At 61.7% G+C, this 21,856-nt stretch carries 25 protein-coding genes; 10 read left to right on the forward strand and 15 right to left on the reverse strand.

Annotation, left to right across the window (positions count from 1 at the left end; genetic code table 11):
* Positions 1 to 19 precede the first annotated feature (19 nt).
* From BLR69_RS29030 to BLR69_RS29085, 12 genes are all read right to left on the reverse strand, one after another.
* Positions 20 to 1,246: an MFS transporter gene (locus BLR69_RS29030; RefSeq protein ID WP_071496788.1), complete on the reverse strand. Its 1,227-nt coding sequence runs from the start codon at positions 1,244 to 1,246 to the stop codon at positions 20 to 22.
* Between the two features lie 255 nt (positions 1,247 to 1,501).
* Entirely contained in the window at positions 1,502 to 1,714 is a 213-nt protein-coding gene (locus BLR69_RS29035; RefSeq protein ID WP_071496787.1) for a S1 domain-containing protein, read from the reverse strand.
* 68 nt (positions 1,715 to 1,782) lie between these two features.
* Positions 1,783 to 1,995 carry a cold-shock protein gene (locus tag BLR69_RS29040; RefSeq protein WP_071496786.1) on the reverse strand — a complete coding sequence of 71 codons (213 nt, stop codon included), beginning with the start codon at positions 1,993 to 1,995 and terminating at the stop codon, positions 1,783 to 1,785.
* A gap of 170 nt (positions 1,996 to 2,165) precedes the next feature.
* The gene (locus BLR69_RS29045) at positions 2,166 to 3,044 is read right to left on the reverse strand and encodes an SMP-30/gluconolactonase/LRE family protein (protein WP_172832142.1); all 879 of its coding nucleotides are present in this window, start codon (positions 3,042 to 3,044) and stop codon (positions 2,166 to 2,168) included.
* A gap of 107 nt (positions 3,045 to 3,151) precedes the next feature.
* On the reverse strand, positions 3,152 to 5,071 hold the full coding sequence (locus BLR69_RS29050) for a response regulator (protein WP_071496785.1): 1,920 nt from the start codon (positions 5,069 to 5,071) through the stop codon (positions 3,152 to 3,154).
* Positions 5,061 to 5,924: a sensor histidine kinase gene (locus tag BLR69_RS29055; RefSeq protein ID WP_071496784.1), complete on the reverse strand. Its 864-nt coding sequence runs from the start codon at positions 5,922 to 5,924 to the stop codon at positions 5,061 to 5,063. The genes BLR69_RS29050 and BLR69_RS29055 overlap by 11 nt, the downstream gene beginning before the upstream one ends.
* Entirely contained in the window at positions 5,917 to 6,918 is a 1,002-nt protein-coding gene (locus BLR69_RS29060; RefSeq protein ID WP_071496980.1) for an ATP-binding protein, read from the reverse strand. Before BLR69_RS29060 ends, BLR69_RS29055 begins: the two co-directional genes overlap by 8 nt.
* A complete protein-coding gene (locus BLR69_RS29065) occupies positions 6,915 to 7,319 on the reverse strand; it encodes an ATP-binding protein (protein ID WP_058425131.1) in 405 nt (134 codons plus the stop codon). Before BLR69_RS29065 ends, BLR69_RS29060 begins: the two co-directional genes overlap by 4 nt.
* A complete protein-coding gene (locus tag BLR69_RS29070) occupies positions 7,316 to 7,678 on the reverse strand; it encodes an STAS domain-containing protein (protein WP_017254285.1) in 363 nt (120 codons plus the stop codon). The genes BLR69_RS29065 and BLR69_RS29070 overlap by 4 nt, the downstream gene beginning before the upstream one ends.
* Before the next feature lie 2 nt (positions 7,679 to 7,680).
* A complete protein-coding gene (locus BLR69_RS29075) occupies positions 7,681 to 8,532 on the reverse strand; it encodes an STAS domain-containing protein (RefSeq protein ID WP_071496783.1) in 852 nt (283 codons plus the stop codon).
* Positions 8,533 to 8,636: 104 nt separating this feature from the next.
* Entirely contained in the window at positions 8,637 to 8,963 is a 327-nt protein-coding gene (locus BLR69_RS29080) for a type II toxin-antitoxin system RelE/ParE family toxin (RefSeq protein WP_071496782.1), read from the reverse strand.
* Positions 8,960 to 9,364, reverse strand: coding sequence for a ribbon-helix-helix domain-containing protein (locus BLR69_RS29085; RefSeq protein WP_172832143.1), 405 nt, complete (start codon positions 9,362 to 9,364; stop codon positions 8,960 to 8,962). Before BLR69_RS29085 ends, BLR69_RS29080 begins: the two co-directional genes overlap by 4 nt.
* Positions 9,365 to 9,574: 210 nt before the next feature.
* Between BLR69_RS29085 and BLR69_RS29090 the strand changes: the two genes are divergently transcribed.
* Positions 9,575 to 10,477: a LysR family transcriptional regulator gene (locus BLR69_RS29090; protein ID WP_071496781.1), complete on the forward strand. Its 903-nt coding sequence runs from the start codon at positions 9,575 to 9,577 to the stop codon at positions 10,475 to 10,477.
* On the opposite strand, the gene BLR69_RS29095 is transcribed toward BLR69_RS29090, so the two are convergent.
* Both BLR69_RS29095 and tcuC read right to left on the reverse strand, forming a co-directional pair.
* On the reverse strand, positions 10,469 to 11,227 hold the full coding sequence (locus BLR69_RS29095) for a substrate-binding domain-containing protein (protein ID WP_071496780.1): 759 nt from the start codon (positions 11,225 to 11,227) through the stop codon (positions 10,469 to 10,471). The two genes, BLR69_RS29090 and BLR69_RS29095, sit on opposite strands and share 9 nt — an antisense overlap.
* Complete coding sequence (gene tcuC / locus BLR69_RS29100; RefSeq protein WP_071496779.1) at positions 11,227 to 12,531, reverse strand: MFS transporter; 1,305 nt, start codon at positions 12,529 to 12,531, stop codon at positions 11,227 to 11,229. Before tcuC ends, BLR69_RS29095 begins: the two co-directional genes overlap by 1 nt.
* Positions 12,532 to 12,727: 196 nt before the next feature.
* Between tcuC and BLR69_RS30990 the strand changes: the two genes are divergently transcribed.
* The 9 genes from BLR69_RS30990 (at position 12,728) to BLR69_RS29140 (ending at position 20,698) form a co-directional block, all read left to right on the forward strand.
* Positions 12,728 to 12,871 (forward strand): hypothetical protein, encoded by a 144-nt coding sequence (locus BLR69_RS30990; protein ID WP_166794323.1) that lies wholly within the window; start codon positions 12,728 to 12,730, stop codon positions 12,869 to 12,871.
* Between the two features lie 208 nt (positions 12,872 to 13,079).
* Complete coding sequence (locus BLR69_RS29105) at positions 13,080 to 13,802, forward strand: GntR family transcriptional regulator (RefSeq protein WP_071496778.1); 723 nt, start codon at positions 13,080 to 13,082, stop codon at positions 13,800 to 13,802.
* Positions 13,799 to 14,587, forward strand: a complete 789-nt coding sequence (locus BLR69_RS29110) for an SDR family oxidoreductase (RefSeq protein WP_071496777.1) — start codon at positions 13,799 to 13,801, stop codon at positions 14,585 to 14,587. The genes BLR69_RS29105 and BLR69_RS29110 overlap by 4 nt, the downstream gene beginning before the upstream one ends.
* A 67-nt stretch (positions 14,588 to 14,654) precedes the next feature.
* On the forward strand, positions 14,655 to 15,587 hold the full coding sequence (locus tag BLR69_RS29115; RefSeq protein ID WP_016975200.1) for a BKACE family enzyme: 933 nt from the start codon (positions 14,655 to 14,657) through the stop codon (positions 15,585 to 15,587).
* 65 nt (positions 15,588 to 15,652) lie between these two features.
* Positions 15,653 to 16,531 carry an SMP-30/gluconolactonase/LRE family protein gene (locus BLR69_RS29120; protein WP_071496776.1) on the forward strand — a complete coding sequence of 293 codons (879 nt, stop codon included), beginning with the start codon at positions 15,653 to 15,655 and terminating at the stop codon, positions 16,529 to 16,531.
* A gap of 73 nt (positions 16,532 to 16,604) precedes the next feature.
* The gene (locus BLR69_RS29125; protein WP_071496775.1) at positions 16,605 to 17,927 is read left to right on the forward strand and encodes an MFS transporter; all 1,323 of its coding nucleotides are present in this window, start codon (positions 16,605 to 16,607) and stop codon (positions 17,925 to 17,927) included.
* 55 nt (positions 17,928 to 17,982) lie between these two features.
* Positions 17,983 to 19,299 carry an MFS transporter gene (locus BLR69_RS29130; protein ID WP_071496774.1) on the forward strand — a complete coding sequence of 439 codons (1,317 nt, stop codon included), beginning with the start codon at positions 17,983 to 17,985 and terminating at the stop codon, positions 19,297 to 19,299.
* A 57-nt stretch (positions 19,300 to 19,356) separates the two neighbouring features.
* Complete coding sequence (locus BLR69_RS29135) at positions 19,357 to 20,280, forward strand: LysR substrate-binding domain-containing protein (RefSeq protein WP_071496773.1); 924 nt, start codon at positions 19,357 to 19,359, stop codon at positions 20,278 to 20,280.
* A gap of 55 nt (positions 20,281 to 20,335) precedes the next feature.
* Positions 20,336 to 20,698: a 5-carboxymethyl-2-hydroxymuconate Delta-isomerase gene (locus tag BLR69_RS29140; RefSeq protein ID WP_071496772.1), complete on the forward strand. Its 363-nt coding sequence runs from the start codon at positions 20,336 to 20,338 to the stop codon at positions 20,696 to 20,698.
* A gap of 121 nt (positions 20,699 to 20,819) precedes the next feature.
* Here BLR69_RS29140 and BLR69_RS29145 read toward each other — a convergent pair whose 3' ends face one another.
* Positions 20,820 to 21,755: a LysR family transcriptional regulator gene (locus BLR69_RS29145; RefSeq protein WP_071496771.1), complete on the reverse strand. Its 936-nt coding sequence runs from the start codon at positions 21,753 to 21,755 to the stop codon at positions 20,820 to 20,822.
* Positions 21,756 to 21,856: the final 101 nt, after the last annotated feature.

The following is a 21,856-nucleotide window of genomic DNA, read 5'->3' on the forward strand; positions in this document are numbered from 1 at the left end:
TCGGTGAGGGTTGACAGGGTCAGGCGGGTTGCGCGACCAAGCTGTTGCTGACTTTACGCCCCAGCACCAGCACCGTCACAAAGCCTACGCCGACCAACACCGTGGCCAGGCTCAACAACACCGAGCTGCCCATCTGGTCGACGATTCGCCCGCCAAAGAACGAACCCAGGGCAATGATCACCTGGAACAGGGCGACAAACAGCGGCATGCCGCGTTCGACATCCTTGGGCGCCACGACAAACATCCAGATACTGGCGCAGGCCGGGAAGGCACCGAAGGCAAAGCCCCAGAGTGCGATCAGCATCGCTGCGCCGGTCAAGCCAGTGGCGAAGTAGGGGAACAGTGCAGTGCTGGTGCCGATCATCAGTGCGACCAGCAGTAGCGTGTAGCGCACGCTGCGGTTGGCGGCGAAGCCGGCAAAGATGTTACCCGCAACCCCTGCCACGCCAAACATCAGCAGCAGCGAACCGATGGTCGGGCCGTCGAAGCCGGAACTGTTCTTGAAGAACGGCGCGACATAGGTGTACGCAGCAAAGTGCGCCAGGCCGATCAGCAATACCGCGATCAACCCGACCCGAGCCCGTGGGTTGATGAACAAGGCGGGCAGGTCGCGCACCAGAATGGCTTTCTCAGGATCCAGCCGGGGCAGCAGGAGGACCTGCGCCAACAGCACCGGTATGCCCACCAGCGCGGTGACCAGGAACGTCATGCGCCAGCCCATCAGGCCACTGAGCCAAGTGCCGACGGGCACGCCCAGAACGGTGGCCAGGGTCACGCCCATCATGATGATCGAGGTCGCCTTGGCGACGTCCACACCCTTGGGGGCCAGGCGGCCGCTGAGGGCGATGGCCGTCGCCCAGAAACCGCCGATACTGATGCCCAGCAAGACGCGGCCGAATAGCAGCAGGCTGAAGTCACTGGCGAACGCCACGACCATGTTGGCGATGATCATGATCAGCGTCAGGCCGATCAGCAGGTAGCGGCGGTCCATGGCGCCAATGATCACCGATAGCAACGGGGCGGCGAGGGCGGCCATGATGCCGGGCAGGGTCACCATCAGGCCGGCGTGGCCGGCACTGATGCCGAGGTCGGCAGCGACGTCGTTGAGCACGCCCACCGGGAGAAACTCACTGGTGACCAGGGCGAAGGCACCGACGGCGACCGAGAGAATCGCCAGCCACTGCTGTTTGACGCTCTGTTGATTATGTTCGGGAAGGCCGCTGGGGGCCTGGCTGGCACTTGGCATGGTGTTGGGTTCCAGGGTGAATGTCGCCTGAGGCCAGGCGAGGGGGAGGGAAATTGGAGGCGATTATAGGAACCGGTACTGAAAATCGGGCAGGCGCTCGTTTCGATAGTAATCATCAGTGCTATCGATGCGACGCTCTGGCGCGCACTGCATGACGAGGCAGCAGTCCGTGCGCAGGTGGGGCGTTGGCCGTGCGGGGGAGGAAAGCGTGAAAGGCGTGCCGCGAACGGGGTTCATGGCACGCAGTAGGCTGCACTAATGCGTACTGGGTTCTTCCTCAACACGAATGTTGAATGCCTCCAGCACACCGTCGCTTCTTCTTCTCAGCTCGTAGGTCACGGTTTGCCCTTCGCGTAGCAACTGGCCTCCCTTGGCGAAGGACGGGCTTCGGAAGAAGATATCCTTATTATCGTATTTCGCTGCCTCGCAGCCAGTGGTGCTTGCAGTTCGCGGAGTTTTACTGGGCATGGCCGTTCTCCTTTTTCAGTGCAATATAGCGACTTTAGTGAGGTTCTCAGGCGTTGATCCGAAGGGGATCAGCCCTCCACGGCCACCTCATCCGCCTGCATGCCCTTCTGACCTTGCACGACTACGAAAGTGACTTTCTGTCCCTCCTTCAATTCTTTGAATCCACTCCCCTGAATCGCTCTGTAATGGACGAAAAGGTCAGGCCCGCTCTCCGCAGTAATGAACCCATACCCTTTTTCGTTGTTGAACCACTTCACCGTACCGTTTTGTCTTCCGCTCATTCTTCGTATCCTCGCAAACCCATGTCTCCCGCTGTACGCCGACACATTGCCGGTAGCGGTATGCCTAAGCAAAGTCCCGAAGCGGCCACCCGTCAACGCGTCGCAAGACCAGCGGTACTGTCATTCTTGACAGTTTCTCGGCCCGCTCAATCGAGTGATAGTACGAAGTTTTACGGTGAAATTTTTTGCGGCTCAGGCACGAGTTCCAGTACCCGATCCCTGCCACCTTCCGCCAACAGATAAGTCCCCCGGCCGCTCGGCACAATCGACTGCGGGGCTTTCAGGAACGAAAGGATTGTGTGCTGGTGCCCCTGTTTATCAATCAACAGCAACCGCGCACGATGGGTAGCGTCCTCATTGACCCACAGCCCACGCGCATCGCACATCAAAAACGTCGGCTTGTTCAGCTTGCTCAATACCATCGGGTCGCTGCCGTCTTCGGTCAGCTCACGCACCACGCCTTTCTTCTTCTCGGTGTAGAGCATCCGTCCGTCAGTACAACGCACGATGGACTCGCCTTCCTGCAATTGGTCGCGCACCACGGTGAGGGTCTGGTCGCTCCAGCGATAGCGCAGCAATCGCCCGACGGGTTTGCGGTCTTCGATGGCATAGAGATCGTCGCCGTCATCCCACAATCCTTGCACACTCTCGCCTTTGAACAGTTCGGTGACGACGCCGTCCTTGAAGAAACTCACGGGCAGGTCGGCCGACTCCTGGCTGAACACCCAACCGCCTCGGGTGGCGAACAGGCCGTCGGGTTTCGACAGGTTGGCCACCACCACCTCGCGGCTACCATCAGGGTGGATACGTACGATGCTGCCCTTGGCCTTGTCGAGCTCCAGGCTGACCATCAACGAACCGTCTGCCATGGGCATCAGTGAAGCGGCCTTGGTGACGTCGTGGTGCACCACCTGGACGTCCCAGCCGTTGGCAGCGCTGACGGGGTAATAACTTTGCCAGGCAAAAAAGCCCAGGGTGGCGACGCACAACAGGCCCGCTGTGTACACGCCAAATCGGAGTGCCGGGTGTATTTTTGAAGAATCGGTCATTGATGATCGCCAGCGGACGAGGGGAGGAGAGCCGGTCACCCTACCAAGCTTGTCGCTGAACTTCACGCGTGGGAAACCCCGTTGTCCCCGGTAATTGGTTCCTAGTCCTACTCCCCCATGCCCTGTCTGATCTTTTCCAGCAACTCGTCAATGTGAAAGGGCTTGGTGATCAGGTCCATGCGTTCGCCCAGGAAGTTCTGTCGGTTGGCCGCATTTTCCGCGTAGCCGGTCATGAACAGGATGGGCAGGTTGGGATGCAGGGTGCGTGCGTGGTCGGCCAACTCCCGACCGGTCATGTAGGGCAGGCCGACATCCGTCAGCAGCAGATGGATGCTCGGGTCGGCCTGCAGAATGGCGATTGCTTCGTCACCGTCAGCGGCCAGGCTGCAGCGATAGCCGGCGTCCATCAGTACCTCGGCGACAAAACTGCGGACCGAGGGCATGTCTTCTACGATCAGTATGTGTTCACCCTTGCTGTTACCCGGCACTGCCACGGTCTTGGTGGCAAGGGTGGCGGGGCCGTCGGCGGCGGGGAGCATGAGGGTCACCTCGGTGCCCTGGCGGGTGACGCTGCGGATCTGCGCATCACCGCCGGACTGGCGGGCAAAGCCATAGATGGTCGACAGACCCAGGCCGGTGCCCTGGCCCACGGGTTTGGTGGTGAAGAATGGGTCGAACACCTTATCGATCACGCTGTGCTCGATGCCCACACCGTTGTCCCGTACCGACAGTGCAACGTACGGGCCGTCTTCCAGCTTGAGGTTGCCGTTGGAGTACGACAGGTAAGTCGTCACCCAGATAATCCCGCCCTGGGGCAGTGCATCCCGGGCGTTGATCACCAGGTTCAGTACCGCGCTTTCCAGTTGGATCGGGTCCACCAGCGCCACGGCGGGGTTGCTGGTCAACTCCAGCTTCAGGGCAATGTGTTCGCCGATGGTGCGCACCAGCAGTTCTTCCAGGGAGCGGATGTGTGCGTTGATATCGGTCGGTCGGGTGTCCAGTGGCTGCTGGCGGGCGAAGGCGAGCAGGCGGTTGGTCAGGCCGGCGGCGCTCAGGGCTGAACTGAGCGCCGCGTCGGCATAACCGACGACCTTGTCGGTGCGCTGGCTTTCGATGCGCTTCTTGATCAGTTCAAGGCTGGTGATGATGCCCGTCAGCAGGTTGTTGAAGTCGTGGGCGATACCGCCGGTGAGCTTGCCCAGGGCATCCATTTTCTGGGCCTGGAGCAGTTGCGCCTCCGTACGTGCCAGCTGGCTGGCGGCGTTGGCCAGTTCGGCCTGCTGGTGACGCTCACGATGGCGGTGTTCGGTTACGTCCTCGACAAACACCAGGCTCAGCTCGGCGCGGTCATAGGGCGAAATCTGCCATTCGGTTTCGCGCAGTTGGCCATCGACCTTCATCTGCAGCGTGCCCTTCCAGCGCTCGCCTGCCGCGAGGCGCAGGCACAGCTCCTGGATGACGCTATATTGATCGCTGGCGAAGCATTCGAGCAGCGCATCCGGGTTGAGGTTGTCGTGGATCAGTTGGGCGAAGGCGTGGTTGCACTCGTGAACCTTCAACTGCGCGTCCATCACCGCGATCGGTGCGCTGATATTGAAGAAGATCTCCCGAAAGCGCGCCTCGCTTTCGCGCAGGGCGTATTCGGTGTCGCGTACCCGCAGCAAGGTGCGCAGGGTTGCCAGCAGTACGTCGGGGTCTACCGGGTGGATCAGGTAGGCATCGGCGCCTGCGTCCAGGCCGGTGATGATGTCGCCGGTCTCGATGGACGCCGCCGAAACGTGCACCACCGGCAGCAAGGCTGTGGCCGGGTTGGCGCGCAACCCGCGCACGATATCGAAGCCGCTCATGTCAGGCAGGTTGACGTCCAGGATCAGTGCGTCGATCTTTTCGCTGGTGATCAGGTCGAGTCCTTCCTGGCCCGTGCCGGCTTCCAGTACCCGGTAGTGATGGCGCTCAAGACGTCGGCGCAGGGCGTAACGCGTGGCGGCGTTGTCGTCGACGATCAGCAGTTGGATGTCACGTTTCATCGACGGTCTCGCTGGCGAGAGAATAGGGAATGATCACAAAAAACTGCGAGCCCACACCGGGGGTGCTTTCCACACCCACCCGGCCACCGAGCAGTTCGGCGAAACGCTTGCACAACGACAGGCCCAGACCGGTGCCACGCAGGCGCTTCTGCAAGGGCGAATCGATCTGGGAAAAGTCTTCGAACAGGTTGCTGTGCAATTCGACCGGGATGCCCAGGCCGGTGTCGTGCACGGCAAAGCGTATCTCGTGTTCATTCTCCATGCGCGCCGACACCCGCACTTCGCCCTGCACCGTGAATTTCAGCGCGTTGGAGATAAAGTTGCGCAGGATCTGCGCCAGTTTCTTGTCATCGGTGTAGAGCTTGGGCAAGCCGGACGGCTCTTCGAAGATCAGATCCACCGAGGACGCATCGACAATCGGCCTGAACATGCCGCGCAATGCCGAGAACAGGTCGAACATGTCGAACCAGGCAGGGGAAATGCTGATACGCCCGGCCTCGATCTTGGCCAGGTCCAACAGGTCATCGACCATCTCGCGCAGTTCGCGGGCCGAGTTGCGAATGAAGCCGACCTGGGTGTGCTGTTCCTCGCTCAACGGGCCATCCAGCTCATCGGCCAGCAGGCTGGTGATGCTCAGGATCGAGCCCAGCGGTGTGCGGAACTCATGGCTCATGTAGGACAGGAAGCGGCTCTTGAGGTCCGATGCCTGGCGCAGTTGATCGGCCTGGGTGTCCAGTTCGGCATACAGCGCGAGCACGCCCTGGTTGGTTTCGTCCAACTCGGCACGCAAGGCGTCCGCCTCCAGGCGAAGGCGTTGTATTTCAGCGGCGAGCGAGGCAGGGGTGTCAGCCATCAACGGCCTCCAGGGCAATCACCAAGACCGTGACGTCATCCCGGCCGCGACAGAAGTCACGGTGCAGGACGGCGGCGATCAGGGCAGGGTGGCGGTGGACGAGCCCGGGGTAGTCCAAAAGGTTCCAGCGTGATTGCAGGCCGTCGCTGTACAGGATCAGCAACTGGCCGCCAACTTGAGCGTAGTCGAAGGCATGTGCCTTGCGAAATTGCACACCGACGATCCCAGGATGGGAAGCCAGGCCACGGGACTTGCCCGGCCCGATCAGGCTGGCGCCAATATTGCCCACGCCGGTAAACCTCAGGTGATCGGCCTCGGCATCGTACTGGGCCACGGCAAGGGCGCCGCCGCGGGTGCCGTTCATGGCAATGTGCAGATCGTTCATCAGCACCGTTGAATCCAGGAAAGCATCCTGGGCAAATACCACCTCTCCTGCCCGCGCGGCGTGCTCGGCATATTCGCCATGGCCGAGTCCATCGGCCACCATCACACTGAAACGACCGGGTTCGATTGCCAGGTGCCAGGCGTCCCCGCAGTGCGGGTCGTCATGCAGTGAGTGCTGGCTGACCCCGTAGCGAATGTCTTTTGCCACTGAACCGCGCGGATACAGCCTGGCCAGGATCGCCGTGCCGCGTGGGTCGGCGTACGCATCGAATACCTGGGCCAGGCGCGAAATCGCGCCCAGGCCAATGCCCTGGGTGCCTCCTGTGGAGTAGCCATCCACCAGGCAGCTGTTCAGGTCGAAGCCTTGGCCACGGTCGATGGCGACCAGTTCGAGGCCGCCGTTACCGGTGGTGCGCAGGTGCAGTTGGCCATGCTCGGCATGCTTGAGGACATTGCTGGCCAGTTCAGTGGCCACCAGGGCCACGCGCCCGGCATCGGTGTCGTCGAAACCCAACTGCTCGGCAAGCTGCTGCGCCGTGCGACGCGCATGGCCGATCTGGCTGGTGTCTTCAATCAACAGTACATGCGTCAGGGCGCTGGGGATGTTCATGCCCATCGCGTGATCGTCACGCGGGTGCCCTGGCCTGGCGCGGTCTCCAGTTCAAATTCATCCACCAGGCGCTTGGCGCCGGTGAGCCCCAGGCCCAGGCCGCTGCCGGAGGTCCAGCCGTCGGTCATTGCCAGCTTGAGATCGGGAATGCCCGGCCCTTCATCTCGAAAGGTCAGGCGCACGCCGGGTCGGTGGTCTTTTTCGACCATTGCCCAGTCCATGTAGCCGCCCTTGCCATAGACCACCGTGTTGCGCGCCAGCTCGCTGACCGCCGTGACCAGCTTGGTCAGGTCGATCAGGCGCATGCCGCAGTCCTGGGCCAGTTTGCGTACGAGTTGTCGAGCCAGCACGACGTCCTGTTCGATCAGCACCGGGTGGGTGCCATTGCTGGCTTGGGTCATGAGTGTTCTACCCGGTCACGCAGCAGTTTCATGCCGCGCTCGACATTCAGCGCCGTCGCCACGCCAGGCAGGGTCATGCCCAGTTCCACCAGCGTAATGGCCACGGCGGGCTGCATGCCGACCAGTACGGTCTGGGCATCCATGATGCGTGACAGGCCGGAGATGGTGCCGATCATGCGTCCGATGAACGAGTCGACCATGTCCAGCGCCGAGATATCGATCAGCACACCGCGCGCGGAGGTACGGCTGATGCGCTCGGACAAGTCGTCCTGCAAGGTCAGCGCGAGTTGGTCGTGCATGTCCACCTGGATGGTCACGAGCAAGAACTCGCCCATCTGCAAAATAGGGATGCGTTCCATGCTTAAACGGCCTTGGTGACGGTGACGCCTAGGCGTTTGAGGGAGAGTGCCAGTGCGTCGGCCAGGTTGGCCTTGGTCACCACGCCTTGCAGGTCGAGGCCCAGGTGTACGATGGTCTGCGCGATTTGCGGGCGTACGCCGCTGATGATGCAATCGGCGCCCATGAGGCGGATGGCCGTGACGGTTTTGAGCAGGTGCTGGGCCACCAGGGTGTCGACGGTCGGTACGCCGGTAATGTCGATGATCGCGATTTCCGCGCCGGTGTCGACGATGCGCTGCAGCAGCGATTCCATCACCACCTGAGTGCGTTGCGAATCCAGGGTACCAATCATCGGCAGGGCCAGGACGCCGTCCCACAGTTTGACCACCGGGGTGGACAGCTCGAGCAATTCTTCCTGTTGGCGCTTGATCACCGACTCCCGGGATTTCTGGAAGGTGCGTATGGTGTGCATGCCCAGCGCATCGAGCAGCTCGGAGATTTTCAGCAGTTGTTCGGCCAGTTGCGCCGGCTGGTCGGCATATTCACGTTGCAGCAGGGCGAACAACGGGCCCTTGAGGGCAAAGATAAAGCTCGCGGTCTGTTGCGAATCCTGGCCGGCGAGGGCGCGGCTGTGGGAGAGTTTCTCCAGGAATACACGGGTTTCTGCCCAGTTTTCATGCTCGGTGTTCTGCGAGCTATCTGGTTGCAGGGCAGTCGTCAGCAGGTTGAGGAACTCACTGGTCTGCTGTTTGATGTCGTCGCCTTTGAGATTGCGCGTGGCGCCCGAGGCCTCGAGGCTGGCATTCCATTGGTCAAGGAGGGCGCTGCGATTGTCCTGCAGGGCCTGGATTGTGTTCGTTTGCAGAGTTGCCACGGGGAACCTCCTTGAATGCCATCGATGGGAATCGCGCAATTTATACTAAAACGAACTGTTTAGAATTGTTTCCGGTGGAATCGTTCATTAGTGGCACTGCGACATTAATCGGCGGTGGACCCCTCTTGTTGTGACAGCACGGCGTAATCCTGGCCGCCGTAGAAAACTCCCAGAATCGACACCCTCCGCGCACGGGCATCCACCCTGAATGCGATGACGGTGGAATGCCGATAATGCGTAATGCGCAGGCCGGGCAGCACGTCGTCCCGGCGGGTGCCACGTAAAGGAAACAAGGTCAGGTTTTCGCAGCAGGTCACGAGGTTGTCGACGAAGCGGGCAGCGACCAGCGGCGAGCCGGCATCGCTGATGTAGTCTTCAAGGGCGTCAAGTTGGGTCAGTGCCTCGGGCGAAAAGGTCACTGAACACTTCACGTTCTATCGTGGCCTTTGCGCTGGCGTTTGGTGGCCAGGTGCTCGCGAACCTGCTCGGCCGATAACGCCCGGCCGGGGTCTGCTTCGAGCGCCACGGCGGCGGGGATAACCTGGTCGCGCAGCCAGTCATCCATGGCGCGATCCCGTGCCAGCAAGGCCCGCAGGCCGTCGCGGATCACTTCGCTTTCGGTGGCGTATTCACCGGCAGCGACCTTGGCCTTGACCAAGGCAGCCATTTCGATGGGCAAGGTAATGCTCATTTGCTGGGTTGAGCGCATTTGGACGTCCGCCAGGGGTGAGTAGGATTCAATCCTACTTGACCATTGGCGTGATGCAAGGAGCATCTGGTCAAAGCCGATATCCGGCGTCTCGTCGTCCATCCAGAAGTGAAAGGTTTCCATGAATGAGTCCATCTCCCGTTGTGTAGGTCAGGACGCAAGTATTGACCCATTTCGACGGTTGCGTGGTCGCGGGCAGTCAATAACCCGCTGATATGTATGACTTCATATTTGTAGCAGGGTTATTACGGCAAACCGGTCCTGGCACACATGGCGCCCCATCCGCTCCCATACGATAATGCCCACCCCCTCGACCACTCTGGCCTCACTCCTGTGATCATCAACTTCGACCTCAACGACCTCCAGGCCTTCCGCGCCGTGGTAGACAAGGGCAGTTTCCGTGGCGCCGCCGAGGCCATCCGCATCTCGCAACCGGCCCTCAGCCGGCGCATCGAAAAGCTCGAAACCGCCCTCGATGTGAAACTGTTCGAACGCACCACCCGGCGCGTCAGCCTGACCATGGTCGGCCGCGCCTTCCTGCCGCAGGTGGAGCGCATGCTCGATGACCTCGACGTGGCGCTGATGGGCATCAGCAACGTCGCGTCCACGCGCATGGGCAATGTCACCATTGCCTGCGTGCCGTCCACCGCGTACTACTTCATGCCCCACGTGATCTCCGAGTTCCACAAGCTGTACCCGAAGATCCGCCTGCGCGTACTGGATGCCAGTGCTGGCGAGGTGTGCAATGCGGTGGAGAGTGGCGAGGCGGATTTCGGCGTGAGTTTCAGCGGCAGCCTGGCCGATGAGGTGGAGTTCGAGCTGTTGCTGCAGGAGCGCTACGTGCTGGCCTGTCGTCGCGACCACCCATTGGCCCAGCGTGACAGCGTGGCCTGGGCCGAAGCCTACGAGCACGACTACATCACCGTGGACAAGACCTCCGGCAACCGCTTCCTGCTCGACCAGGCCCTGCGCGGCGTGCGGGTGAAAAAGCCGAGTATCTGCGAGACGCACCACGTGACCACCATGATCGGGTTGGTGGAAGCGGGGCTGGGGGTGGCGATGGTGCCGTCGATTGCGATGCCGGCGGTCGAGCACCCGATTCTGGTGAGTGTGCCGCTGGTGGAGCCGCAGGTGATGCGCAATGTGGGCTTGATAAAACGCCGCGGGCGGACCTTGCCGCCAGCGGCGCTGGAATTGGAGCGGTTGGTGCGGGAGATGCCGTTCCGGTCAGCGTGACACCGAATCCAGCCCGGTGGATTGCACCACCGGTTGCACCTGGGGCGAAGCCAGGAATTGCAACAGCGCCTTGGCCTGCTCCGGGTGTTCGGCGTTGACCGGAATGCCAGCGGCAAAACGTGTCACCGATTGCACATCTTCCGGAATCTTGCCGACGTAAGTCACACCCGGAACCGGCAACAACTCCGCGACCTGCTGCAAGCCCACTTCGTAGTCACCTTTGGCAACCTGCTCGGCCACCGGCAGGCGTTCGATCATGGTGCCTTTGGCGGGCATGCCGAGCTTCTTGAACAGCTCTTTCTCGACATACACACCGCTGGCGCTGTCCGAATAGGCCACCGACTTGGCTTTACTCAGGGCGGCTTTCAATTCGGCATCGGTGCCGATCGCCGGTTTGACGGCGCCGGCCTTCACCACCAGGCCGATGCGCGAGTCTGCCAGCTCCACGCGGGAGGCCGGGTCGACTTTGCCCTGCTTGATCAAGTCGTCCAGGGCGTAGCCGACCATGATCACCACATCGGCGTGTTCACCTCGGGCCAGGCGGTTGGGAATCGCTTCCGGCGCCTTGCCCATCGACGGGCCGAGGATGGTGTCGAGGGTGTCGCCGCTGTGCTTGGCGTATTGCGGGCCGAGCAATTTATAGGCAGCCGTGAAGCCGCCCGAGGTCATCACCTTGAGCTGTTCGGCCTGGGCCGACAGCGCCAGGGCGCCGAGGGCCAGGGCCGTCAGGGTCTTGAACAGGGCCTTCATCATGCGGCTCCCTGCATCACCTGGCCACGGGTGTTGGCGCGACGATACAGCGCCAGGGTCGAGCACAACGCGCACAGGGCGGCGAACATCATCCAGTAGGCCGGCGAGGCTTTGTCTTCGGTGATGTGGATGAACCAGGTGGAGATCGCCGGCGTGAAACCGCCGAAGATCGCGGTTGCCAGGCTATAGGCCAGGGAGAAGCCCGCCACGCGCACTTCCACCGGCATGATTTCGGTGAGGGCCGGGATCATGGCGCCGTTGTACATGCCGTAGAGGAAGGAGAACCACAGCAGGGTTTCCAGCATATGGGCGAAGCTCGGTGCGTTCACCACGTAGGACAGTGCTGGGTAGGCTGTGAGAACCGTCATTGCGGTCATGGCGATCAGCACCGGCTTGCGGCCGAAACGGTCGCTCAACGTGCCGCCGATCGGCAGCCAGACAAAGTTCGACACGGCCACCAGCAAGGTCACCAGCAACGCATCGGACGTGCTCAGTTGCAGCACGGTCTTGCCGAAGGTCGGCGCGTACACGGTGATCAGGTAGAACGCGGTGGTGGTCATGGCCACCATCAGCATGCCGCCGATGACCACGGTCCAGTTTTTCACCAGGGTCGCCATCACTTCGCGCATGGTCGGGCGATGTTTGCGGTTGGCGAATTCTTCGGTTTCCTGCAGGTTGCGACGCAGCACGAAGATAAACGGGATGATCACGCAGCCGATGGCGAACGGAATGCGCCAGCCCCAGTCGGCAACCACCGACGGTTCCATCCACACGTTCAGGCCGTAGCCCAGCGCGGCGGCGACCACGATGGAGATCTGCTGGCTGCCCGATTGCCAGCTGGTGTAGAAGCCCTTGCGGCCTGGGGTGGCCATCTCGGACAGGTACACCGACACACCGCCCAGTTCAGCACCGGCCGAGAAGCCTTGCAGCAGGCGGCCCAGCAGCACCAGCAGGGGGGCCCACAAGCCAATGGTGTGATAACCGGGCACCAGCACGATCAGCAGCGTGCCGCTGGCCATGATCGACAAGGTCACGATCAGGCCTTTGCGGCGACCGACGTCATCGATATAGGCACCCAGGATGATCGCGCCCAACGGACGCATCAGGAAACCTGCGCCGAACACGGCGAAGGTCATCATTAATGACGCAAACTCATTAGCGGCAGGGAAGAACGCGGCAGCGATGTAGGTGGCGTAGAAGCCGAACAGAAAGAAGTCGAACTGTTCGAGGAAGTTGCCCGAAGTAACGCGGAATACCGCACCCACTTTCGAGCGGGCAGAGTCGGGTCGGGTAGGGCTAGTCATGGTTTTGTGTCTCCAGCGTTCTTTTTAAAGTGCTTGTTTCGCTTAAGACCTCGAATAGTGGCTGACACATTTAGAAATGATAAGTGACAAATTTGGATAGATTGATGTGTTTTGGCTATCAATCGGTAATGCGGTCGGAAATACATTCGCTGTCTATGCTGAAGATGTGACCAATTCTTACGGATGGGAGGTGGCAATGACTGATCAACAGAAACGGCGGGATGAGCCGGAACGTGAGCAGCCCCGGCGGCATGAGGAAGAAAAACCGCAGACCTGGAAACATCCCGATGATGGGACGGAGCTTTCCGAGCGGGATCAGGAGCGCCCGCTGAAACCCTGATATCAGGTTAAATGCGGTCCAAATGTGGGAGTGGGCTTGCTCGCGAAGACGGAGTGTCAGTCAACAATGCTGTGACTGATCAACCGCTTTCGCGAGCAAGCCCGCTCCCACATTTATCTGTGCACTCTCATAAATGGGAAACTATTTGACATATTTGATTTGTGATCACATATTGAGGCCATAAGAACGACAACACAGGTTTTGCCTCATGACAGATGGTCCGCTCCTCCTGCCTACCCTGCGCCAGGTGTCCCGCGATACCTTGCAAGACCAGGTCTACCGCCAGATCCGCGAAGCGCTGATGAGTGGCCGTTTCCAGCCTGGCCAGAAACTCACCATCCGCGGCCTCGCCGAAGCCCTTGGTTCCAGCCCGATGCCGGTGCGTGAAGCCCTGCAACGCCTCAGCGCCGAAAACGCCTTTGAAGTCACCGAGACCTCCCGTCTGCGCGTACGCCTGATGACGGTCGAACGCCTGCGTGAAATCCGTGATGCACGGGTCGCCCTCGAAGGCTTGCTGGCGGAAAAAGCCGTACTGCGCCTGCAAAAGGCTGACCTCGACGAAATCACCGACCTGTGCCAGCAGATGCAACACGCCGCCGACGAAGTCGATGTGTCGCGCTACCTGTGGACCAACTTTGCGTTTCACCGGCGCATCTACGCGGTGGCCCAGGCCGAGTTGACCATGGCTGCCGTGGAAAACTTCTGGCTGCACATGGGCCCGTGCTTTGCGCTGGTCGCCCCGGATAAAGCTCACCTGCAACGTTCGATGGAGGCGCATACGCGCATCGTCGAAGCCCTGGCGGCCGGCGATGGCGCCGGCGCCCGCGCGGCGGTGACCGACGACATCATGCAGGCCGCCGATTCCCTGGCGCGCCTGCTCGTCAAGAACGACCGTTCGCGGTCGTCTGCTTCAGGAGGTAAACGTGCATGAGTGTCCTACAGCGGCTGCAGCCCTATCCTGGGTTACGTGTGTTGATTTCCGGCGGGGCTGCCGGCATTGGTGAAGTGCTGGCGGCGGCGTATCTGGAGGCCGGTGCCCAGGTGCATGTGTGTGATGTGAGCGAGTCGGCCCTGGCTGCGTTTCGCGACAAGTACCCAGGCAGCATTGCCACTCGCGCCGACGTCAGCGATGCCGCGCAGATCGAGGCGGTGTTCAAGGTGCAGCGCGAGCATTTCGGCGGGCTGGATGTGCTGGTCAACAACGCCGGGATCGCCGGGCCTACCGGCGGTATCGATGCGATCAGCGATGCCGAGTGGCAAGCCACCATCAACATCAATCTCACCGCGCAATACCGCTTTGCCCACCACGCGGTGCCGATGCTCAAGGCCTCGTCCCACGGCCACCTGTTGCATATCGCCTCGGTGGCGGGGCGCTTGGGCTACGCGTGGCGCACGCCGTATGCGGCGACCAAATGGGCGATTGTCGGCCTGATGAAATCCCTGGCCTCGGAGCTGGGCGAGAGCGATATCCGCGTCAACGCCTTGCTGCCCGGCATCGTCGAAGGCCCGCGCATGGACGGCGTGATCCGCGCCCGTGCCGAACAGGTCGGCGTGCCCGAAACCGAGATGCGCCAGGAATACCTCAACAAGATCTCCCTCAAGCGCATGGTCACCGCCGAAGACGTGGCAGCCATGGCCTTGTTCCTCTGTTCGCCCGCCGCACGCAACGTGACCGGCCAGGCGATCAGCGTCGACGGTAACGTCGAGTACCTGTAAGCCACGGAAGAACACATCGCGCAGCACCCAGGATTTTTTTCATAAGAATAAAAGTCGGAGAGTCGTCATGTCCAAAAATCGTCCTGTCATCATTACCTGCGCCGTTACCGGTGCGATTCATACGCCGTCGATGTCGCCGCATCTGCCGATTACCGCGCAGGAAATTGCCGACGCCGCCATTGGTGCCGCCGAAGCCGGCGCCGCGATTGTCCACCTGCATGCCCGCGATCCCAACGATGGCCGCCCAAGCCAGGACCCGGCGCTGTTCGCCGAATTCCTGCCGCAGATCAAGGCCGCCAGCGATGTGGTGATCAACATCACCACCGGCGGCGCGCCGACCATGGGCGTGGAAGAACGCCTGCAACCGGTGATGCAGTTCAAGCCGGAACTGGCCTCGTTGAACATGGGCTCGATGAACTTCGGCCTTTACGAAATGCTCAACCGCTTCACCGACTTCAAGCACGACTGGGAGCGGCCGTACCTGGAGGAGAGTGACGACCGGATCTTCCGCAACACCTTCCGTGACATCACCCACATCCTTAATTCGTGCGCCGAGAACCGCACCCGTTTCGAGATCGAGTGCTACGACATCGGCCATCTGTACACCGCTGCGCATTTCCTGGAGCGCGGCTTGCTCAAGCCGCCGTTGTTTATCCAGTCGGTGTTCGGCTTGCGCGGTGGCATCGGTGGGCACCCGGAAGACCTGGCGCACATGCGTCGCACCGCCGACCGCCTGTTTGGCGACGACTATGTGTGGTCGATCCTCGGCGCCGGGCGTGGGCAGATTCCGCTGGCGACCATGGGCCTGTCCATGGGCAGCAATGCGCGTGTCGGTCTGGAGGATTCGCTGTGGGACGGCCCAGGCAAGTTGGCCGCGTCCAACGCCGACCAGGTGCGACGCATCCGTACGGTGATCGAAGCCCTCGGGCATCGGGTCGCCACGCCGGATGAAGCGCGGGAAATCCTCGGGCTCAAGGGGCGCGACCAGGTCAATTTTTAATCCGAAAAACCGCCGCGTCACGGCGCGGCCTGCATCCCGCACAACAACAATAAGGGGATCACACCATGCGTATCGAAGTGCTTGTCGACGTCAAGACCACCCTGGGCGAAGGCCCGGTGTGGGACGTCGAGCAACAACGCTTGTATTGGATCGACAGCGCCGACGGCCGCATCCTGCGCTGCACCGACGATGGCCGCGAACTGCGCGCCTGGGAGGTCGGCCAGAAAATCGGCTCCATGGCCCTGCGCGATAACGGTGAGTCGGCCATCGTCGCCCTGCAAAACGGCGTGCACACCGTCGACCTCAATAGCGGTGAGCTCAACCTGGTCATGGACCCGGAACCGCACCTGCCGGATAACCGCCTCAACGACGGCAAGGTCGACCGCCAGGGCCGCTTTATCTTCGGCTCCATGGACACCCAGGAAGACAACGCCAGCGCCAAGCTTTACCGCCTGGACGCCGACCTGAGCCTGCACACCCTGGACGAAGGCATCATCGTGTCCAACGGCCCGTGCTGGAGCCCGTCGGGCGAAACCTTCTATTTCTGCGACACCTGGTCCGGCGAGATCTGGGCCTACGACTATGACCTGGCCACCGGCAATGTGAGCAACCGTCGCACCTTCGCCAAGGTCGACACCTCGGGCGGTGGCGCTGCCGACGGTTGCACCGTGGATGCCGAGGGCTGCCTGTGGCAAGCCTTGGTCTACGCCGGAAAACTGGTGCGCTACACCCCCGACGGCCACGTCGACCGCATCATCCAGATGCCGGTGAAGAAGGTCACCAGCCTGACCTTTGGCGGGCCGAATCTGGACACCCTGTTTGTGACTTCCATGGCCAAGCCGCCGCTGCCGCGTTTTCCGGCGGACGGCCAGCAGCGTGGAGCGCTGTTCGCCATTACCGGGTTGGGCGTGCAAGGAATAGCCGAGCGACGGTTCGCCAGCTAGCGCGTGTGTGTGACAAGGCATATTCCTTCGCAACCTTGTGTCAGTGCGCGCCCTCGCGCGCCTGGAGAGGCCCATGGCAACTATCAAAAAAGCGTCGCTGCGCAGCATTCACCGGCATTCCTGGGTGTCGCTGCTGGTCTGTTGGATGATCTGGATTCTCAACGCCTACGACCGTGAGATCGTGTTGCGCCTGGGGCCGACCATCTCCAAGCATTTCGATTTATCCGCCGACCAATGGGGCACCGTGGCCACGGTGGTCATGCTGGCCCTGGCGCTGCTGGATATCCCCGGCTCCATGTGGAGCGACCGCTACGGCGGCGGCTGGAAACGTGCGCGCTTCCAGGTGCCGCTGGTGCTGGGCTACACGGCGATCTCGTTTCTGTCCGGCTTCAAGGCCCTGAGCGGCAACCTCGCCACCTTCATTGCCCTGCGCGTTGGGGTCAACCTCGGCGCCGGTTGGGGTGAGCCGGTGGGCGTCAGCAACACCGCCGAATGGTGGCCGGTGGAGCGTCGCGGTTTTGCCCTGGGCGCGCACCACACGGGTTACCCGATTGGCGCGATGCTCAGCGGTATCGTCGCGAGTTTTGTCATCACCGTATTTGGTGAAGAAAACTGGCGCTATGTGTTCTTCTTCGCGTTCGTGGTGGCGCTGCCGCTGATGATTTTCTGGGCGCGTTATTCCTCCGCCGAACGCATCACTGCGTTGTACGTCGACATCGCCGCCAAGGGCATGACGCCGCCGGACAACGCCCCGGCCAGTTCGGTGAAGGGCGAGGCCTGGCGCACCTTTGTCGCCACCTTGCGCAACCGCAATATCGCCCTCACGGCGGGCAATACGATGCTCACCCAAGTGGTGTACATGGGCGTGAACATCGTGCTGCCAGCCTACCTCTACAACATCGCCGGGCTGTCGTTGGCCGAGTCGGCGGGGATGAGCGTGGTGTTCACCCTCACCGGCATTCTCGGGCAACTGGTGTGGCCGTCGCTGTCGGACATCATCGGCCGGCGCACCACCCTGATCATCTGCGGGGTGTGGATGGCGGCGAGTGTCGGCGCGTTCTACTTCGCCAACACCCTGACGTTGATCATTGTCGTGCAACTGCTGTTCGGCCTGGTGGCCAACGCGGTGTGGCCGATCTACTACGCGGTGGCCTGCGACTCGGCCGAGCCGTCGGCGACGTCCACCGCCAACGGCATCATCACCACCGCGATGTTTATTGGCGGCGGCCTGGCGCCGGTGCTGATGGGCAGCCTGATTGCCATGGGCGGCGGCTGGACCACGCTGCACGGCTACACCGTGTGTTTCTTCGTGATGGCCGGCTGTGCCCTCGGCGGCGCGCTGCTGCAACTGTTTTCCCATCGCCCCCAGGCGTTGGCCCTGCAACTCGACTCCTAGAACAACACCGATGCGCCCCCCAGCCCGGCTGGCGGGGCGCCAAGAGGAACTGCCGATGACTACCGCCACCGCCGCCCGCACACCGCAGGCGTTGAACAAACTGATGTTCGTCAAGCTGATGCCCTTGCTGATCATCGCCTACATCCTGAGCTTCCTGGACCGCACCAACATCGCCCTGGCCAAGCATCACCTGGACGTCGACCTGGGCATTTCCGCTGCCGCCTACGGGCTGGGCGCGGGGCTGTTTTTCCTGACGTATGCGCTGTCGGAAATCCCCAGCAACCTGATCATGCACAAGGTCGGCGCGCGCTTCTGGATCGCGCGCATCATGGTGACCTGGGGCCTGATCTCGGCGGCCATGGCCTTTGTGCAGGGCGAAACCTCGTTCTACGTGTTGCGCCTGTTGCTGGGCATCGCCGAAGCGGGGCTGTTTCCCGGCGTCATGCTGTACCTGACCTACTGGTTCAACCGTGAACAACGGGCGCGGGCCACCGGATACTTCCTGCTCGGCGTGTGCTTCGCCAACATCATCGGCGGTCCGGTGGGCGCGGCCTTGATGCGCATGGACGGCCTGCTCGGCTGGCACGGCTGGCAGTGGATGTTCCTGCTCGAAGGCCTGCCGGCTGTGGCGTTTGCCTGGGTGGTGTGGCATAAGCTGCCGGACCGCCCGAGCAAGGCGCCGTGGCTGTCGGCCGGGGAAGCGCGCGGGATCGAACAGCGTCTCGCCCAGGAAAGCGAAGAAGGCGCAGGCGCGGGCGGTCACTCGCTGAAGAACTGGCTGACCCCGCAGATCCTGCTGGCGATCTTTGTGTACTTCTGCCATCAGATCACCATCTACACGGTGATATTTTTCCTGCCGAGCATCATCAGTAAATACGGTGAACTGAGCACCATGAGCGTCGGCCTGCTGACCTCGTTGCCGTGGATCGCGGCGGCACTCGGTGCGCTGCTGATTCCGCGTTTCGCCACCACGCCAGGGCGTTGCCGCCGCTTGCTGGTCACGGGCCTGTTGACCATGGCGTTGGGCCTGGGCATTGCGTCGGTGTCAGGGCCGGTGTTCAGCCTGCTCGGTTTTTGCCTGTCGGCGGTGATGTTCTTTGTGGTGCAGTCGATCATCTTTCTGTACCCGGCTTCGCGCCTCAAGGGCGTTGCGCTGGCGGGCGGGCTCGGGTTCGTCAACGCCTGCGGGCTGTTGGGCGGGTTTGTCGGGCCGTCGGTGATGGGCGTGATCGAGCAAAGTACCGGCAATGCAATGAATGGTTTGAAAGTCATTGCGTTGGTGCTGGTGGTCGCGGCCGTGGCAGCCCTGCGCTTGCGCATGGGGCATGAGCCTGAACGCGGTGCACAGGCCAGCGAAGCGTCCTACACGTAGACGCCGGCAACGGGCCTTTCTAAACTGCGGCTTGTCTTGGGGAAAGGGCAGGCGCCGATGAATCGCAATGAACTACGCAAAGCCGACATCAACCTGATGGTGGTGTTCGAGGCGCTGATGCTGGAGCGCAACGTGACGCGGGTGGCGGAGAAGCTGTTTCTCGGCCAGCCGACCATCAGCTCGGCCCTCAATCGTTTGCGTACCTTGTTCAACGACCCGTTGTTCATCCGCGTCGGCCACCGTATGGAGCCCACCGCGCGGGCCGAGGAGATCATCCAGCACCTGTCGCCGGCGCTGGATTCGCTGTCCTCGGCCTTGAGCCTGACCCACGATTTCGACCCGTCCATCAGCACCATGACCTTTCGTATCGGGCTCTCCGATGACGTGGAGTTCGGCCTGTTGCCGCCGTTGCTGCGCGCCTTGCGCCAGGAAGCGCCGCAGGTGGTGTTTGTGGTGCAGCATGTGGACTACTGGCGCATTCCCGACCTGCTGGCGTCCGGCGACATCACCGTCGGCATCACCCAGACCCGTGGCCTGCCGGCGAACGCCAAGCGCAAGCTGCTACGCCATATCCGCCCGCGCATCCTGCGTGCCGATGTCTCGGAAACGCCGCTGACCCTCGATGAATATTGCTCACGGCCCCATGTGCTGGTGTCCCACACCGCCAACGTGTCCGGGTTTGCCGATGAGTGGCTGGCGGAGATCGGCCGTAAACGTCATGTGGTGCTGTCGGTGCCTCAGTACAGCGCACTGCCGGCCTTGCTCGCCGGTACCGACCTGATCGCCAGCCTGCCGGACTACACCGCCGAGGCTATGGCGGTGTCGGGCCACCTGTTCTGTGAGCCGTTCCCGTTCGAAACACCAACCCTGGATTTGTCGATGGTCTGGCTCAGCCACGTGGACACCGACCCGGCTGAGCGCTGGGTACGTTCGCGGCTCGAAGCGTTTATGAGTGACAGAGGGCTGGCCAGCAAAGCCTGAGGCTTTTATCCGTGGTATATCTAGGAATCTTCCTACCCAAGACTCGGAGCCATCCATGCCACACCTGCACCTGGAATACACCGCCAACCTGACAGGCCTCGCTGTCGAGAAGACCCTGCTGCGGCTCAACAACGTGCTGATGGTGTCCGGGCAGTTCGGTTCCGAGTTCGATATCAAAAGCCGTGCGGTCAAGGTCGAGACGTTCCAGGTTGGCACCTCCCTCGACCCGCGTGGGTTTATCGCGGTGAAGCTGTCGCTGCTCAGCGGGCGCTCACCGCAGGTCAAGAAGCAGCTGTCGGAAAGCCTGCTGGCAGCCTTGCAGGATCTGGGTGACTGGCCGGAAGGTATCCAGGTTCAACTCAGCGTCCTACTGGTAGACATGGATCGCGACTGCTACAGCAAAGTCGCCATCGGCTGACCCAACCTGTAGGAGCGAGCTTGCTCGCGAAGAAACCTGAGAGCGCCGCGTTAACCCAGAAGCACTGCGTAATCGTTAACGTTTTCGCGAGCAAGCTCGCTCCTACAGTGAGGTGGACGTTTCAGAGCAGGCCCTGATCTGCGCAGACTTTGACCACCTGCTCACGAAACCAGGTATTGGCACTGTCCTGTTCGCTGGTTTCATTCCACTGCATCTCCAGGGTGAACCCCGGCAAGCCGTTGGGCGCTTCGCAATGGCCGAACGTGGTGGCGGGCGCCAGCAGTTTTTGCACGCGGCGCGGCAAGGTGACGATGAAGTCGGTGCCGGTGATCATCTTCAGCGCTGCGCTGTAGCTGTTGGCGCGGGCGATCACCTGACGCTTGTGGGCCTGGCGCGCCAGCCAGCCATCGATCATGTTGGTGTCGGAGGTCCACGGCGTAGGGAACACATGGCGCCGTTCGACGAAGGACTGCAGGCTGAAGGCCGGCTCCCTTGGCGCCGAGCGTTTATCGAACACACACACCAGATCGTCTTCGAGCAGCATCTGGGTGCGCAAGTCTTTATGGGCGCGGTGGAAGTTGGGGCCGAAACAGATCACCAGGTCGAGGCGGCCTTCGCGCAGGTCGTCGGCGGGGATGTCGGTTTCCAGCTTTTGCACGTTGACGATCACCGGCAAGTCGGCACGGTCGAAGTGCTTCAACAGGCGCGGCAGAATCAACTGTTCGAAGTATTCCGGCGCGCACACGTTGAACGTCACGGCCTTCTGGGTCGGGTCGAAAGCCTGGCCACCGGCGTGGCACAGGTTGATGCTTTCGAGGATCTTTTGCACATGCCCGTACATGGTGGTGGCCTTGTACGTTGGCCGCATGCCCGCTCGTGTGTTGATGAACAACTCGTCTTCAAAGCTGGTGCGCAGCTTCTTCAGGCTGTAGCTCACGGTGGACTGGCTGACAAACAGTGTTTCGGACACCTCGGTAACGCTGCTCTGGTCGTAGACGGCGATAAACACCATCAAGTCCTGCATATCGAGCTTTCTGAGCAAGTTACTGTTTAGCATCGGTTTCGTCCGTAAACCTGTTGTACCGAACTCAGTACAAGACAGCGCAAAAGCTTAACGGAACGAGCGTGCCATTAGAAAGCTCTGTAGGGCGTTTCTAT

It is taken from the genome of Pseudomonas azotoformans (assembly GCF_900103345.1).
GTDB classification, from domain to species: Bacteria; Pseudomonadota; Gammaproteobacteria; order Pseudomonadales; family Pseudomonadaceae; genus Aquipseudomonas; species Aquipseudomonas azotoformans.

Excerpts from the sequence above, each read along its gene's own strand:
- BLR69_RS29095 (WP_071496780.1), bottom strand. The coding sequence starts at position 11,227 with ATGAAGGCCCTGTTCAAGACCCTGACGGCCCTGGCCCTCGGCGCCCTG.
- BLR69_RS29030 (WP_071496788.1), bottom strand. The coding sequence starts at position 1,246 with ATGCCAAGTGCCAGCCAGGCCCCCAGCGGCCTTCCCGAACATAATCAA.
- BLR69_RS29135 (WP_071496773.1), top strand. The coding sequence starts at position 19,357 with ATGAATCGCAATGAACTACGCAAAGCCGACATCAACCTGATGGTGGTG.
- BLR69_RS29070 (WP_017254285.1), bottom strand. The coding sequence starts at position 7,678 with ATGGAACGCATCCCTATTTTGCAGATGGGCGAGTTCTTGCTCGTGACC.
- BLR69_RS30990 (WP_166794323.1), top strand. The coding sequence starts at position 12,728 with ATGACTGATCAACAGAAACGGCGGGATGAGCCGGAACGTGAGCAGCCC.
- BLR69_RS29055 (WP_071496784.1), bottom strand. The coding sequence starts at position 5,924 with ATGGCTGACACCCCTGCCTCGCTCGCCGCTGAAATACAACGCCTTCGC.
- BLR69_RS29140 (WP_071496772.1), top strand. The coding sequence starts at position 20,336 with ATGCCACACCTGCACCTGGAATACACCGCCAACCTGACAGGCCTCGCT.
- BLR69_RS29065 (WP_058425131.1), bottom strand. The coding sequence starts at position 7,319 with ATGACCCAAGCCAGCAATGGCACCCACCCGGTGCTGATCGAACAGGAC.
- BLR69_RS29145 (WP_071496771.1), bottom strand. The coding sequence starts at position 21,755 with ATGCTAAACAGTAACTTGCTCAGAAAGCTCGATATGCAGGACTTGATG.
- BLR69_RS29105 (WP_071496778.1), top strand. The coding sequence starts at position 13,080 with ATGACAGATGGTCCGCTCCTCCTGCCTACCCTGCGCCAGGTGTCCCGC.
- BLR69_RS29050 (WP_071496785.1), bottom strand. The coding sequence starts at position 5,071 with ATGAAACGTGACATCCAACTGCTGATCGTCGACGACAACGCCGCCACG.
- BLR69_RS29115 (WP_016975200.1), top strand. The coding sequence starts at position 14,655 with ATGTCCAAAAATCGTCCTGTCATCATTACCTGCGCCGTTACCGGTGCG.
- BLR69_RS29045 (WP_172832142.1), bottom strand. The coding sequence starts at position 3,044 with ATGACCGATTCTTCAAAAATACACCCGGCACTCCGATTTGGCGTGTAC.
- BLR69_RS29085 (WP_172832143.1), bottom strand. The coding sequence starts at position 9,364 with ATGGAAACCTTTCACTTCTGGATGGACGACGAGACGCCGGATATCGGC.
- BLR69_RS29035 (WP_071496787.1), bottom strand. The coding sequence starts at position 1,714 with ATGCCCAGTAAAACTCCGCGAACTGCAAGCACCACTGGCTGCGAGGCA.
- BLR69_RS29120 (WP_071496776.1), top strand. The coding sequence starts at position 15,653 with ATGCGTATCGAAGTGCTTGTCGACGTCAAGACCACCCTGGGCGAAGGC.
- BLR69_RS29040 (WP_071496786.1), bottom strand. The coding sequence starts at position 1,995 with ATGAGCGGAAGACAAAACGGTACGGTGAAGTGGTTCAACAACGAAAAA.
- BLR69_RS29130 (WP_071496774.1), top strand. The coding sequence starts at position 17,983 with ATGACTACCGCCACCGCCGCCCGCACACCGCAGGCGTTGAACAAACTG.
- BLR69_RS29060 (WP_071496980.1), bottom strand. The coding sequence starts at position 6,918 with ATGAACATCCCCAGCGCCCTGACGCATGTACTGTTGATTGAAGACACC.
- tcuC (WP_071496779.1), bottom strand. The coding sequence starts at position 12,531 with ATGACTAGCCCTACCCGACCCGACTCTGCCCGCTCGAAAGTGGGTGCG.
- BLR69_RS29110 (WP_071496777.1), top strand. The coding sequence starts at position 13,799 with ATGAGTGTCCTACAGCGGCTGCAGCCCTATCCTGGGTTACGTGTGTTG.
- BLR69_RS29125 (WP_071496775.1), top strand. The coding sequence starts at position 16,605 with ATGGCAACTATCAAAAAAGCGTCGCTGCGCAGCATTCACCGGCATTCC.